This is a genomic window from Arthrobacter sp. SIMBA_036 (assembly GCF_046535135.1).
GTDB lineage: Bacteria > Actinomycetota > Actinomycetes > Actinomycetales > Micrococcaceae > Arthrobacter.
In genome coordinates, this window is sequence record NZ_JAWRXG010000022.1 from 1 (window position 1) to 13,511 (window position 13,511).

Here is a 13,511-nt window from a genome sequence, read left to right on the forward strand (position 1 = left end):
GAGTAGGACACCGCCGGACAACCATTCAACCGGAGAGCCCCGACCCCACGGTCGGGGCTCCCCGCATTTAACACCCAAAACACCAAACACAACAAACACATGCCCATCACGGGTTATCAAGGCGTGAGGCGGACGAGCCCGGTAGAGGGCGAGTCCACAGAGCCTGTTCCTGACTGTGAGTCTCCCCACGGGCGAGCTGATTATGCTGTCCGAGTTCGGTGGCCACGGTGGGGTCGAATAGAATTGAATCAGATATACGAGCCGCGGGTTGATAGCTTGCGGCGGCGTGACAACGAAATACGGGTTATGAGCGACTACGCACGCGCCAGTGGTCGGCTCGCAACAGGAGGAATCCACCATGGCTGAGCACAACGGCGGCAATCGCGGCGGCAATCGCGGAAACTTCGGCGGGAACCGCGACGACCGCGGCTCATACCGCCCTAACAACAACTCCGGTGGAGACCCTCGTGGGTTCCGGTCCAGGGAGAACCGCGACAGTGATCGTCCGGCTCGTGATGGTGACCGTCGTCCGTTCAACAATGACCGTGGCGAGCGGAAGCCGTTTGGCGACCGTCCCGCTCGTGATGGTGACCGTCGTCCGTTCAACAGTGACCGTGGCGAGCGGAAGCCGTTTGGCGACCGTCCCGCTCGTGATGGTGAGCGTCGTTCGTTTGGTGGGGATCGTGACCGTAAGCCGTTTGGCGACCGCGGTGACCGTCCGGCCCGTGAAGGCGACCGTCGTCCCTTCAACAATGACCGTGGCGAGCGGAAGCCATTTGGTGATCGTCCGGCTCGTGAAGGCGACCGTCGTCCCTTCAACAATGACCGTGGCGAGCGGAAGCCATTTGGTGATCGTCCCGCTCGTGATGGTGACCGTCGTCCCTTCAACAATGACCGTGGCGAGCGGAAGCCATTTGGTGATCGTCCCGCTCGTGATGGTGAGCGTCGTTCGTTTGGTGGGGATCGTGACCGTAAGCCGTTTGGTGACCGCGGTGACCGCGGTGACCGTCCCGCTCGTGATGGTGAGCGTCGTTCGTTTGGTGGGGATCGTGACCGTAAGCCGTTTGGTGACCGCGGTGACCGTCCGGCCCGTGAAGGCGACCGTCGCCCCTTCAACAGTGACCGCGGCGAGCGTAAGCCGTTTGGCGACCGGCCCGAGCGCGGGCCCCGGAACTTCGACCGTCCCGCCCGTGACGGTGACCGACGCTCCTTCAACAATGACCGCGGAAATTCCTGGGAAGAGCGTCCCGCCCGCGTTCCCAACGCCAAGGATATTCGTAGCGCCAACCGGCCTGACCGCGAGCGTTCCCCCGAGATTGATGACGACGTCACGGGCAAGGAACTCGACCGCGCCACGGGCCACCAGATCAAGACCCTCGAGGAGCAGAGCGCGGGCTGGGTTGCCAAGCACTTGGTCATGGCTGGCCGCTTGATCGACATTGAGCCGGAGCTCGCCTTCCAACACGCTCTGGCCGCGAGTCGCCGTGGCGGAAGGCTCTCCGTGGTTCGGGAAGCAGTAGGTTTGACCGCCTACGCTGCCGGCCACTATGGCGAGGCTCTGCGCGAATTCCGTACCTACCGTCGGATCAGCGGCTCTAATGTGCACCTTCCTGTCATGGCCGACTGTGAACGTGGCTTGGGCCGTCCCGACCGTGCACTGGACGTGGTTCGCTCTCCCGAAGCCCAGGATCTGGATGCCCCGGGCAAGGTTGAACTGGCCATCGTGGCTTCTGGTGCACGCGCTGACCTGAATCAACTTGACGCTGCTGTCAGCGAACTCGAGATCCCGCAACTGGACATCAATCGGGCATTCTCCTACAGCCCTCGCCTTTTCCGCGCATATGCAGAAGCGCTGTCTGCCGTCGGGCGTACCGAGGAAGCCGATAAGTGGGCTCGCCAGGCGCTCGTCGCGGAGAATGCACTGGGTGTTGGCGACTTCGCCGAGCCGGAAATTCTCGACCTTGGCTGGGACGAGGAGGACGAAGAAGCCGCGCGCAAGCCGCGCTTCGAGAAAGCTGCCCGGGACGCCGACGTCGTAAAGCCCGAAACTGAAACCGTCATTGCAGAGGCCGCGGCAGCTGATGTTGAGCATGATGAGGTTGAGTTGGACGACGTCGAATCGGACTACTTTGAGTCCGATGATGCCGAGTCGGACGTGGACTCCGTAGAGGATGAAGCGGATCGCCGGGAAGCAGCCGAGAACGACGACACCGACGCCCAGAATGGCTGATTCACTGATTTCCGCGTTTGATGCCGTCCTTTCCGACCTCGATGGTGTGGTCTACACAGGACCACACGCCATCCCGGGCGCGGTGGCGTCGTTGCAACGCCTCGAAACTGAGGGCGTTCGCTTGGGTTATGTGACTAATAACGCCTCGCGGACTCCCGCCCAGGTTGCTGCGCACCTCCGAGAGCTGGGTGCGCCGGCAGAGGATCACCAAGTGGTCAGTTCGTCCCAGGCGGCCGGGGATTTACTCGCGTCCCTGTTGCCTGCAGGAGCCCGCGTCCTGATCACGGGCAGCGCAGCACTGGCGCACGAGATCGAGCTGGTGGGGCTTGTACCTGTGTCCAGCGCTGCGGAGAACCCTGTGGCCGTGGTCCAAGGCTTCAACCCGGAGATTGGCTGGAAGGACCTGGCTGAGGCTTCGTACGTGGTTGCCGGGGGCGCGTTGTGGTGTGCGACCAACACGGATATGACCATCCCACAGGCCCGGGGCATTGCCCCGGGTAACGGTGTGCTGGTCGCTGCGGTTGCAGCTGCCACCGGGAAGACACCCGTGGTGGCGGGAAAGCCTGAAGCGCCCTTGTTCCATACCGCGGCAAAGCGGTTGAACTCTGATCGTCCGCTCGTGGTGGGGGACCGTTTGGACACCGACATCCTGGGTGGCAACCGGGCAGGATTTACCACGGCGGCCGTTCTTACTGGAGTGGATACCAAGGAAACCATCCTGGCTGCACGGTCCGACGAGCGTCCCGACTACTTGCTGGCCGACCTTGCGGATCTCTACGTCACCTATCCGCAAATAACGGACGACGGCGGCACGTTCCGTTGCGGTGCCACCTCGGCACGTGCGCACGATGGCATCGTGACCGTGACGGGTGCCGAGGACGACCTTGACGCGTGGCGCGCTGCATGTGCGGCCTGGTGGTCGGCGGTCCCGGACGCGTCCACTGCCCGTGTGCCGCGCCTCGAGTGGCGCCGTCACTAGACTGGTGGGATGACCGAGCCTACACACCGCCTGGCGCCAGAGGCCGACAACGATCAGGTTGAGCCGGCCCGGACCCAGCTGGAAAGCCCGCAGATTCAATGGCCAGACACACCACTCCCCACCGGTGATGCCCTCGTGGACCGAGCACTGGACGCACTGGGCCGGATCAACGCGATGCCGGTGGGGGAGCACGGTGACCTGTATGCCCATATCCACGACGCGCTTTCGGAAGCCCTTGATTCCGAGCCGGGCCTTCCCCCGGTAAGTCCACGCAGCACCAACAGTTCCGGTTCGGAAGGCGACAGCTAAGGCATGGCACGACTCGATCAGGAACTCGTCGCCCGAGGACTGGCGAGGTCCCGGACCCATGCCGCGAAACTCATCAGCGACGCCAAAGTCAGCTCGGGCGGTACCTTGCTGACCAAAGCCTCGCACCAGGTGGATGCGCAGACTGAGCTTGCCGTGGAGTCCCACCTTGAGGACATTTACGCCAGCCGGGCCGGGCATAAGCTGGCCGGTGCACTGGCGGCTTTTCCCGACGTCGTGGTGTCCGGGAAGCGGTGCCTCGACGCGGGCGCATCAACAGGTGGGTTCACGGATGTGCTGCTGCGCCAAGGTGCAGCCCAGGTGGTGGCAGTGGACGTCGGACATGGCCAGTTGGTGCCGCACCTGCGCGAAGATCCCCGCGTGGAGGTCCACGAGGGCCTCAACGTGCGGTACATGACGCCCGAACAGATTGGCGGATTGGCCCGATTGACGGTCGCGGATCTTTCCTTCATATCGTTGACCCTGGTCATGTACCCGTTGGCGCAGTGCACGGAGCCGGGGGGCGATATGGTGCTGATGGTCAAGCCGCAGTTCGAGGTGGGCAAGGAACGGTTGAGCCGTACCGGCGTGGTGTCGTCGGAGAGCGAACGACGCCGGGCCGTCGCCCAGGTTGCAAGGGCCGCGGTGGATGCCGGCTTGGAATTGAGGGACGTGGCGGCAAGCCCTTTGCCCGGCCAGGACGGAAATGTTGAATACTTCCTTTGGATGACACGCCGGATGTCGTCCGTGTTGCCTAAGATCGAAGAGCGGGACGAGGACGTTGCTGCGTTGATCCAAAAACTCTGGCCAGATGACTAGAAAGCAGACCCGATGAGCAGGCGTGTACTTGTCCTTGCCCACACCGGCCGTGAAGAGTCGCTCCGTGCAGCATGGGATGCCTGCACCCAGTTGCATTCCTCCGGCCTTGTTCCGGTCCTCCAGAAGTCTGAACTGGTAGATATTGAGCGCTTCTTCGGCGCCCTCGATACCCCCATTGAGATCCTCCACGACCACGTCAGCCTGGAGGACGTGGAGTTGGTCATGGTCCTGGGAGGTGACGGGACCATCCTGCGTGCAGCCGAGTTGGTCCGCGAAGTGGACGTCCCACTGCTTGGCGTGAACTTGGGGCATGTGGGTTTCCTTGCCGAGAGTGAGCGGGCCGACCTCGCCCAGACAGTGGAATGGATCGCGAGCCGCCAGTACACCGTGGAAGAACGCATGACCATCGATGTCCAGGTGTGGATCAAGGGCCAAAAGATTTGGCACACCTGGGCGTTGAACGAGGCTGCGATCGAGAAAGCCAACCGCGAGCGGATGCTGGAGCTCGTCACGGAAGTGGATGAGCGTCCCATAACCTCCTTTGGCTGCGACGGGGTGGTTTTGGCAACGCCTACGGGTTCCACCGCTTACGCCTTTTCTTCGGGGGGCCCGGTGGTTTGGCCTGAAGTTGAAGCCTTGGTCATAGTTCCGATCAGCGCCCACGCACTTTTTGCCAAGCCGCTGGTGGTATCCCCACGCTCGAAGCTTGCGGTGGAAGTGATGAACCGGACGGATGCGCTGGGGGTTCTGTGGTGCGATGGCCGCCGATCCGTGGACTTGCCTCCCGGCGCCCGCGTGGAAGTGACGCGTTCGGCCACCCCGGTGCGGCTTGCCCGCACGCATAAAACCCCGTTCTCTGCACGGCTTGTCCGAAAGTTCGAGCTCCCCATCCATGGCTGGCGGGGGCCGGCACCCCGACAGGCCGAGGTCCACACGGGTCCTATCCCGGTCATCCGGACCCTGTCGCCGGCGCCGCTGCCAAGCCCGCGTGATCCGCATGCCCCCGCTCCCCAGGATCCGGGGGAGCCTTCCGACCCCACGAATGCGAAGTGAATAATGCTTGAGGAACTCCGAATCCGTGACCTGGGCGTTATTACGGACGCGGCCTTGCCGCTGGGCCCTGGCCTTAGCGTGGTCACCGGTGAAACGGGCGCCGGTAAGACCATGGTGGTGACCGCCGTCGGGCTTCTCCTCGGTGCGCGGTCCGACGCCGGCGCCGTGCGGAGCGGCGCCAAATCAGCGTCCGCCGAAGCCGTCCTGAAGCTCGATCCCCGGCACAGCGCGGTGGAGCGTGCCAAGGAAGCAGGTGGTGATGCGGAAGAGTTCGACGGCGTAGCTGAACTCCTGCTGGCACGCACGGTAGGAGCCGATGGGCGAAGCCGGGCTTACGTTGGCGGCCGTGCGGCACCGGTCGGGGTACTGGCGGAATTGGGTGAAAGCCTGGTGGTGGTTCATGGCCAGTCGGACCAGATCCGGCTCAAAAGTTCCACGGCGCAACGTCATGCCCTGGACCGCTTCGCCGGAGCGTCCTTCGCCAAGGCCCTTGGAGAATATCAATCCCTGTTCAGCCACTGGAAGGCGATCCAGTCAGAGCTGGAGACCTTGCGCAGCGAAGCCCGGGAGCGTTTGCGTGAAGCCGAATCCTTGGAGGCAGCGCTCCAGGAAATTGACGAGGTGGATCCGCAGCCAGGCGAAGATGACACGCTCAAGGCCGAAGCCGTGAAGCTAGCGAACGTGGAGGAACTGCGGCTGGCGGCAACGGCGGCGCACCAATCCCTGATTGCGGAAGAGTTTGGCGACGCCGGGGACGCCACAACCATGGTTGACGCGGCCAAACGGACCCTGGAACACGTAGCCGATCACGATGAGGAACTGCGATCGGCCGCCACTCGCCTCGCCGAAGTAGGCTTCCTCCTCAATGACATCGCTGCCGAGCTGGCGAGTTACCAGGCTGCCTTGGATACGGAAGGGCCCGAGCGGCTTTCCGAAATCGAGGATCGTCGCGCGGCCTTGGCGAAACTGATCCGGAAGTACGCCCCGAGCATTGATGAAGTACTTGAATGGGCAGCTGCCGCGAGGGTGCGCCTGGACGAACTGCAGGATGATTCGAGCCGTATTGAGTCCCTCGATGCGGAGGTCACCGCCACGGAGGCCACGCTTCGGAAGCAGGCCGCGGCGATCAGCAAGGCGCGGCTGAAGGCAGCCAAGACCCTCTCAACACGGGTAAGCGCCGAGCTGAAAGCCCTGGCGATGGCTGATGCCACCTTGGTCATCGAGGTGGATGACTCCGGCGTTTTGGGCCCGTGGGGTACCGACGAGATCGCGTTCCTTCTTCAGCCGCATTCAGGGGCCCCCGCCAGGCCGCTGGGCAAGGGAGCCTCGGGCGGTGAACTCTCCCGGGTGATGTTGGCCATAGAAGTGGTGCTTGCCGCCGTCGATCCTGTTCCCACTTTCGTGTTCGATGAAGTCGATGCGGGCGTCGGTGGGCGTGCCGCCGTCGAGATCGGGCGTCGCTTGGCCATGCTTGCCCGCCACGTCCAAGTGTTGGTGGTAACGCATCTTCCGCAGGTGGCCGCTTTCGCGGACCACCACATCCGCGTTACCAAGACATCCGTCCGCGGCGCCGATGGGAAGACCACCACGGGCTTCACCTCCAGCGATGTGCAGTTGCTCGGTGACGAGGACCGGGTCAAGGAACTGGCCCGCATGCTGGCCGGGCAGGAAGACTCCGAGTCGGCGCAGGCGCACGCCCAGGAATTGCTGGACGATGCCAAACTCTTGCCAGCGGCTCTTGATTGAAACGCGGTGGTGGGCAACCATTGACCATTTGGGGAATCCGGCAGGACGCTTGGAAGGCGTAATTGATGATAAGCTCGAATTCCGTGGTGCAGCGATCAAATTCCCGTGTAAATTCCCGGTTCCCGGGCTCGTCCAAGACGACCAAACACATCTTCGTCACCGGTGGTGTGGCGTCCTCGCTCGGTAAGGGACTGACGGCTTCCAGCCTCGGCCACCTGCTGCGGGCACGCGGTTTGTCTGTAACTATGCAGAAGCTCGATCCCTACCTCAACGTGGATCCGGGCACGATGAACCCCTTCCAGCACGGCGAAGTATTCGTGACTGACGACGGCGCAGAGACCGACCTCGACATCGGACACTATGAGCGCTTCCTCGATGAAAACCTTGAAGGTTCGGCGAACGTAACGACGGGCCAGATCTATTCGACGGTCATCGCCAAGGAACGCCGCGGCGAATACCTCGGAGACACTGTTCAGGTCATCCCGCACATCACCGATGAAATCAAACGCCGCATGCGCCTGCCTGCTGAGGGCAAAAACGCTCCGGACGTCATCATCACCGAAATCGGTGGCACGGTGGGCGACATCGAGTCGCAGCCGTTCCTTGAGTCGGCCCGCCAGGTCCGCCAGGACGTCGGCCGCAACAACGTTTTCTTCCTGCACGTGTCCCTGGTGCCGTACATCGGTCCGTCCCAGGAGCTGAAGACCAAGCCGACGCAGCACTCCGTGGCAGCACTTCGCTCCATCGGCATCCAGCCTGAAGCCATCGTGATCCGTTCAGACCGGGAAGTTCCCGACGCAATGCGCGAGAAGATCGGCCGCATGTGCGACGTTGACATCGACGCCGTGGTCAACGCCGCCGACGCCCCGAGCATCTACGACATCCCGAAGACCCTGCACCGGCAGGGCCTGGACTCATACATCGTCCGCGCACTGGACCTGCCGTTCAAGGACGTTGACTGGACCAAGTGGGACAAACTGCTTGAAGCTGTCCACAACCCCAAGCACGAAGTCGAGATCGCCTTGGTGGGCAAGTACATCGACCTTCCGGACGCCTACCTCTCCGTGACCGAAGCCCTCCGTGCCGGTGGTTTCGCCAACGAAGCAAAGGTCAAGATCCGCTGGGTCCCCTCGGACGAGTGCGAAACCCTTGCCGGTGCCACCAAGTCCCTTGCCGGCGTCGACGGCATCTGTGTTCCGGGCGGCTTTGGTATCCGTGGTCTGGAAGGCAAGCTCGGTGCGCTGAAATTCGCCCGTGAATCCAAGCTTCCGGTCCTGGGTCTCTGCCTTGGTTTGCAGTGCATGGTGATCGAGTATGCACGGAACGTCGTGGGCCTTGAAGGTGCTTCCTCCAGCGAGTTCGAGCCGGACTCCAAGTACCCCGTCATCGCCACAATGGAAGAGCAGTTGGACATTGTGGAGGGCCGCGGAGACCTGGGCGGAACCATGCGTCTGGGGCTCTATGAAGCCAAGTTGGACGAAGGCTCGGTTATCGCCGAGACCTACGGGACAACCACCGTGAGCGAACGCCACCGCCACCGCTATGAGGTCAACAACAAGTACCGTGACCAGATCGCGGCCGAAGGCCTGGTCTTCTCGGGGACCTCTCCCGACGGCAAGCTCGTGGAGTACGTGGAGCTTCCCCGCGAAGTCCACCCGTACTACGTTGCGACGCAGGCACACCCGGAGCTCAGCTCACGGCCCACGCGTCCGCACCCGTTGTTCGCAGGACTGGTCAAGGCTGCATTGGAGCGCCGCGAAGGCGAGCCGGCCGCAACCAAGACCGGTGCCCGCGCTGTAGCTGCCAAGTAACACACGTACAAGCAAAGGACGGCGCGATGCCCGAAATTTCTGAAACCGCCAGTACATCGAAGCAGGTTTCGGATATGCCGAGCCCGCGCCGTCTTTTGTCCTCCAAGAAGGTTTACGAAGGCCGCATCTGGGATGTGGTCAGCGATTCCTTCAAGCTCGGCGAGGACACAGACACGCTGGTGCGTGACTACATCGACCACCCGGGGGCAGTGGCTGTCCTTCCCATGAACGTCGACGGCGAAGTGTTGCTGATCAAGCAATACAGGCATCCCGTTGGCATGGACCTCTGGGAAATTCCGGCCGGCCTGTTGGATGTCGAAGGTGAAGACTTCGTAGCAGGCGCCGCGCGCGAGCTCGCCGAGGAAGCGGATCTCACGGCTGCCACATGGAATGTACTGGTGGACTTCTTCAATTCCCCGGGCTCTTCCAGTGAAGCTGTCCGCATCTACTTGGCCCGCGGCTTGGGCCAGGTGCCGGAAGCCGAGAGGCATGTACGGACGGATGAAGAGGCAGAGATTGAGCTGCACTGGGTCCCCTTGGAGGACGCAGTCAAAGCCGTCGTGGAAGGCCGGCTGCACAACCCCTCCGCGGTGCTGGGGATTCTTGCAGCAGCCGCCGCCCGCGCGGACGGCTTCACCAGCCTACGTCCTGCAAACGCCCCTTGGCCTGCCCATCCGAGCCAGCGCTGAGCGTGGCCGACTCGACCACCCGGCAGGCCACGGCAGTTGACCGGGCGGTAACGGACTACTTACAGCACGTTGGCGTGGAGCGCGGCTTGGCAGCGAACACCCTCTCGGCGTATCGCCGGGACCTTGCCCGGTATTCGAACTTCCTTGCAGGCCAAGGCGTCGAACGTCCGGATGGGGTCACCCGGCACCACGTCACGGCATTCGTGCAGGCACTTTCCGATGGCTCCGATGACGCGGCAGTCCTTGGAGTCCGTTCAGCGGCCCGCACCGTGGTGGCCGTCCGTGGCCTTCACAAGTTTTGGGCCTTGGAAGGAATCACGACGGCGGACCCCGCCAGCGATGTACACCCGCCTATGGCGGGTAAACGGCTTCCGAAAGCGATCAGCGTTGACGAAGTAACCCGCATCCTTGAGGCTGCCGGGACCGATTCGCCAACAGGGCTCCGCGACCGGGCGCTCGTGGAGTTCCTGTACTCCACTGGCGCACGTATCAGCGAGGCTGTTGGGCTCGACGTCGATGATGTGGCCCTTGAAGGCGACGACGCCGGACAGAACGGCGCAGAGCACGACGCCGGACCCGCCGTCGTCAGGCTTTTCGGCAAAGGGTCCAAGGAACGGCTGGTGCCCCTGGGGTCCTACGGTGCCCGCGCCGTCGGGGCCTATGTTGTCCGGGGCCGGCCCCTGCTTGCGTCCAAGGGGAAGGGGACGCCGGCACTGTTCCTCAATGCCAGGGGCGGCAGGATCAGCCGACAAAGCGCCTGGACCATTCTCAAAACCGCAGCCGAGAAAGCCCGCATCACCAAGGACGTCTCACCTCATACCCTGCGGCACTCTTTCGCAACGCACCTCCTTGAAGGTGGGGCCGACGTACGCGTCGTTCAGGAGCTGCTGGGACACGCTTCCGTGACCACCACGCAGGTTTACACCTTGGTCACGGCCGATACTTTGCGTGAGGTCTACGCCGCGGCGCACCCCAGGGCCCTCGGGTAGATCCGTCACGGGGGATGGTCACCCCAAGACGTTCAGCGTCAGTTCCACGGCGTTGGTGAACAAGGCCAGTAGCGAGGTTCCTAAGCCCGCCACGAGCAGGAGACCAGGATGAGCGAGTCCCACTACCACACGCTTTAGCCTGGGCCGTTTACGTAGGAACTTTTTAGGTACCCGGGTCCCTACGGGTACCTGCCGCCAGCCGCGAAGCCGGCGCAGGAACCAAGCACAACGGACGATGAATGCCATCCAAAGAATGGAGAGCACCAGCGGAACGGCGGCAACCATGAGATTGAATCCGAGGGCCGTGACTTCCTTTTCCGAGTCGCCGACCACCGATTGGACGGTGGTGGAAATCGAGGCGCTCATCACCACGGAGGCACACCACACAATGAACGCGGCCACCAATGCCATGAACCGAACGAAGAAGTGCCCCAGCACCGTGGCATCCACGGCGCGCAGGCGGCTCCGGGGCGTGGCGTGTAGAAGCATGACGGTTGAGATCAAAGTAGGCAGTGCTGCCGCAACGACCAACAGGTACCAACTCCAGCCGGCGACGTCCAGCACTTCGTCAAGGACGATCAGCCCAGCCCAGAAACCCGTCCAGGCCCAGCCCGCGTAGAGAGGGTGGGCCACCAGCCACGACGGGAGCCAGGAGTCGCGGTCAGGGACGGCCCGCTCGACGACGGTCGGCTCGCCCGCAACCGACGGGTCCGTCTGTGCGTCACCCCCATCTTCGCTCATGGGCTCACTGTAGCAATGGGCGCAGTGGCGGGGGAGAGCAGGTTAAGGTAGTCAGCATGACAGCTGCCCACGTGACTTTATGCTTCCTCCTCCGCGACGGACCGGATAGCGAACATGTGCTGCTCGGCACCAAGAAAACCGGCTTTGGCCGCGGCAAAGTTGTCGGCGTCGGCGGCCACGTCGAGGCAGGCGAGACAGCATCACAGGCAGCGTGCCGGGAGGTCATGGAAGAGGTCAGCGTGGTGGTCGCGCCGGAGGACCTGGTACCGGCAGGGACCGTTGATTTTGTGTTCCCGGCGCGGCCCGAATGGGATATGGCCACCACAGTGTTCCTGACGCGGGCATGGCAGGGCGAACCATCAGAAAGCGACGAGATCGCCCCGGCATGGTTTCCGGTGAACCGTTTGCCGGTTGAGCGGATGTGGGCCGATGCCGAGCACTGGTTACCTGCCATGATCTCCGGGCAGCGCATCGCGGTCCAGGTCCGTCTTGCCGCAGACAACGAGAACGTGGCGGAGGTCCACACAGTGGAGTGGGCTGACCCAGCCTAAGCACCGAACGACGGCGGACCGGCCACCTTGGGTGACCGGTCCGCCGTCGTTGGTGCAGCTGCGGTACAGCTAGGGGACGTGCCGTTCTTCGGGTCCGTTGTATTCGCTCAAGGGGCGGATGAGCGAGTTGGAGGCGACCTGTTCCATGATGTGGGCGGTCCAGCCGGTGATGCGGCTGGCGACGAACAACGGTGTGAAGGTTTGGGTGTCGAAGCCCATGAGGTGGTAGGTCGGTCCGGCGGGGTAGTCCAGGTTGGGCTTGATCGCCTTTGCCTCGTCCATGGCCTGCTCGAGGCCGTTGTACAGTCCGAGCAGTTCTGGCCGGCCGTAGTGGGCAATCATCTTATCCAGCGCTGCCTTCATAGTGGGCACCCGGGAGTCGCCGTGCTTGTAGACGCGGTGTCCGAAGCCCATGACCTTCTTCTTGTGAGCCAGGGCATCCTCCATCCAGGTCTTGGCCCGGGCGGCGGCTTCCTCCAGCGATTCTTCGCTGCGGATGCCGATCTCGTCGAAGGTGTGCATGACGGCCTCGTTGGCTCCGCCGTGCAGCGGGCCCTTGAGGGCGCCAATGGCTGCGGTGACCGCCGAGTGCAAATCAGCGAGGGTAGAGGTGACCACGCGTGCAGTGAACGTGGAGGCGTTGAAGGAGTGTTCCGCGTACAGGATCATCGAGACGTTGAAAGCCTCCACCACCTCATCCACAGGCTCTTCGCCGAACGTCATCCAGAGGAAGTTCGCTGAGTAGTCCAAGTCTTCACGTGGTTCGATGACGTCCTGGCCCCGGCGGCGGCGCTGGTCATACGCCACGACGGCGGGCATGGCAGCCCACAGGTCGATCGCTTTCTTCATGTTCGCTTCGGGCGACGAGTCCTCGGCCAGCTCATGCCGGGCACCGATCACGGACGTGGCGGTACGGCAAACGTCCATGGGGTGCGCAGTGGTTGGCAAGGCATCAACAACCTGCTTCACAACCGGGTCCAGCGCCCTGCCCGCGCGCTCGCGGGCGGTGAACTCGGCCAGCTGGGCCTCGTTGGGCAGTTCGCCGTTCCACAGCAGGTAGGCGACTTCTTCGAAGCTGCATTTGGCTGCCAGTTCCTGTACCGGATAGCCGCGGTAGAGCAGCGAGTTGGTGTCCGGGTTGACCTTTGAGACGGCGGTGTAGTCCACTACGACGCCGGCGAGGCCCTTTTTGATCTCTGTTTCAGCCATGCTGAACTCCTTCGTTCATGATGCAGGGCTCCGCGTGTTGCCGGAGCACCTGCGTTCCCCTTTGATGGATCCAGGACCTAGCGAACGCCGGGAACCTGGAAGTTGAAAACGCCGGTATCGAATTGGTTATATGCCTCGTAATCGACCAGTTCGTAGAGACGAGCACGCGTGAGCATGTTGTCCACGTGCGCTTCTTGGGTCCCCGCAGCCTTGATCGATTCCAGAGTACGCTCTGCAGCGCCCATGGCAATGCGGAGGAGAGTGACGGGGTAAATGACCATGTTCACGCCGACGCCTTGGAGCTGGTCCACGGTGAAGAGGTCGCTTTTGCCGAACTCTGTCATGTTGGCCAGGATGGGCACGTCCACGGCGTCGCGGATGGCTTGGA

13 protein-coding genes and 1 pseudogene are annotated in these 13,511 nt (G+C 63.1%); 10 read left to right on the forward strand and 4 right to left on the reverse strand.

Going from position 1 to position 13,511, the window contains the following annotated elements; genetic code table 11:
* Positions 1-430: 430 nt before the first annotated feature.
* Complete coding sequence (locus SB659_RS18675) at positions 431-1,411, reverse strand: hypothetical protein (RefSeq protein ID WP_410551468.1); 981 nt, start codon at positions 1,409-1,411, stop codon at positions 431-433.
* A 6-nt stretch (positions 1,412-1,417) separates the two neighbouring features.
* Between SB659_RS18675 and SB659_RS18680 the strand changes: the two genes are divergently transcribed.
* From SB659_RS18680 to xerD, 9 genes are all read left to right on the forward strand, one after another.
* A complete protein-coding gene (locus tag SB659_RS18680) occupies positions 1,418-2,230 on the forward strand; it encodes a hypothetical protein (protein ID WP_410551469.1) in 813 nt (270 codons plus the stop codon).
* Positions 2,223-3,209 (forward strand): HAD-IIA family hydrolase, encoded by a 987-nt coding sequence (locus SB659_RS18685; protein WP_410551470.1) that lies wholly within the window; start codon positions 2,223-2,225, stop codon positions 3,207-3,209. The genes SB659_RS18680 and SB659_RS18685 overlap by 8 nt, the downstream gene beginning before the upstream one ends.
* 9 nt (positions 3,210-3,218) lie before the next feature.
* Entirely contained in the window at positions 3,219-3,518 is a 300-nt protein-coding gene (locus SB659_RS18690; RefSeq protein ID WP_410551471.1) for a hypothetical protein, read from the forward strand.
* Positions 3,519-3,521: 3 nt separating this feature from the next.
* Positions 3,522-4,334 (forward strand): TlyA family RNA methyltransferase, encoded by an 813-nt coding sequence (locus SB659_RS18695; protein WP_410551472.1) that lies wholly within the window; start codon positions 3,522-3,524, stop codon positions 4,332-4,334.
* Between the two features lie 12 nt (positions 4,335-4,346).
* Positions 4,347-5,387, forward strand: a complete 1,041-nt coding sequence (locus SB659_RS18700) for an NAD kinase (protein WP_284979464.1) — start codon at positions 4,347-4,349, stop codon at positions 5,385-5,387.
* 3 nt (positions 5,388-5,390) lie between these two features.
* Positions 5,391-7,133 (forward strand): DNA repair protein RecN, encoded by a 1,743-nt coding sequence (recN, locus tag SB659_RS18705; protein ID WP_410551473.1) that lies wholly within the window; start codon positions 5,391-5,393, stop codon positions 7,131-7,133.
* A 65-nt stretch (positions 7,134-7,198) separates the two neighbouring features.
* The gene (locus SB659_RS18710) at positions 7,199-8,944 is read left to right on the forward strand and encodes a CTP synthase (protein ID WP_284976167.1); all 1,746 of its coding nucleotides are present in this window, start codon (positions 7,199-7,201) and stop codon (positions 8,942-8,944) included.
* A gap of 26 nt (positions 8,945-8,970) precedes the next feature.
* Positions 8,971-9,633 carry an NUDIX domain-containing protein gene (locus tag SB659_RS18715; RefSeq protein WP_284979466.1) on the forward strand — a complete coding sequence of 221 codons (663 nt, stop codon included), beginning with the start codon at positions 8,971-8,973 and terminating at the stop codon, positions 9,631-9,633.
* A complete protein-coding gene (xerD, locus tag SB659_RS18720; protein ID WP_410551474.1) occupies positions 9,606-10,622 on the forward strand; it encodes a site-specific tyrosine recombinase XerD in 1,017 nt (338 codons plus the stop codon). The genes SB659_RS18715 and xerD overlap by 28 nt, the downstream gene beginning before the upstream one ends.
* 18 nt (positions 10,623-10,640) lie before the next feature.
* Here xerD and SB659_RS18725 read toward each other — a convergent pair whose 3' ends face one another.
* Positions 10,641-11,363: a hypothetical protein gene (locus SB659_RS18725; RefSeq protein WP_410551475.1), complete on the reverse strand. Its 723-nt coding sequence runs from the start codon at positions 11,361-11,363 to the stop codon at positions 10,641-10,643.
* Between the two features lie 56 nt (positions 11,364-11,419).
* Here SB659_RS18725 and SB659_RS18730 point away from each other — a divergent pair, with 56 nt between their 5' ends.
* Positions 11,420-11,914 carry an NUDIX domain-containing protein gene (locus tag SB659_RS18730; RefSeq protein ID WP_410551476.1) on the forward strand — a complete coding sequence of 165 codons (495 nt, stop codon included), beginning with the start codon at positions 11,420-11,422 and terminating at the stop codon, positions 11,912-11,914.
* A gap of 69 nt (positions 11,915-11,983) precedes the next feature.
* Here SB659_RS18730 and SB659_RS18735 read toward each other — a convergent pair whose 3' ends face one another.
* Positions 11,984-13,123: a bifunctional 2-methylcitrate synthase/citrate synthase gene (locus SB659_RS18735; RefSeq protein WP_284979470.1), complete on the reverse strand. Its 1,140-nt coding sequence runs from the start codon at positions 13,121-13,123 to the stop codon at positions 11,984-11,986.
* A gap of 77 nt (positions 13,124-13,200) precedes the next feature.
* Positions 13,201-13,511, reverse strand: a pseudogene (locus SB659_RS18740) (methylisocitrate lyase); the annotation flags it as partial.

Bases quoted from the DNA above. Each gene is read 5' to 3' on its own strand.
- SB659_RS18680 (WP_410551469.1), top strand. From the start codon at position 1,418: ATGGCTGGCCGCTTGATCGACATTGAGCCGGAGCTCGCCTTCCAACAC.
- SB659_RS18685 (WP_410551470.1), top strand. From the start codon at position 2,223: ATGGCTGATTCACTGATTTCCGCGTTTGATGCCGTCCTTTCCGACCTC.
- SB659_RS18690 (WP_410551471.1), top strand. From the start codon at position 3,219: ATGACCGAGCCTACACACCGCCTGGCGCCAGAGGCCGACAACGATCAG.
- SB659_RS18695 (WP_410551472.1), top strand. From the start codon at position 3,522: ATGGCACGACTCGATCAGGAACTCGTCGCCCGAGGACTGGCGAGGTCC.
- SB659_RS18700 (WP_284979464.1), top strand. From the start codon at position 4,347: ATGAGCAGGCGTGTACTTGTCCTTGCCCACACCGGCCGTGAAGAGTCG.
- recN (WP_410551473.1), top strand. From the start codon at position 5,391: ATGCTTGAGGAACTCCGAATCCGTGACCTGGGCGTTATTACGGACGCG.
- SB659_RS18710 (WP_284976167.1), top strand. From the start codon at position 7,199: ATGATAAGCTCGAATTCCGTGGTGCAGCGATCAAATTCCCGTGTAAAT.
- SB659_RS18715 (WP_284979466.1), top strand. From the start codon at position 8,971: ATGCCCGAAATTTCTGAAACCGCCAGTACATCGAAGCAGGTTTCGGAT.
- SB659_RS18725 (WP_410551475.1), bottom strand. From the start codon at position 11,363: ATGAGCGAAGATGGGGGTGACGCACAGACGGACCCGTCGGTTGCGGGC.
- SB659_RS18730 (WP_410551476.1), top strand. From the start codon at position 11,420: ATGACAGCTGCCCACGTGACTTTATGCTTCCTCCTCCGCGACGGACCG.
- SB659_RS18735 (WP_284979470.1), bottom strand. From the start codon at position 13,123: ATGGCTGAAACAGAGATCAAAAAGGGCCTCGCCGGCGTCGTAGTGGAC.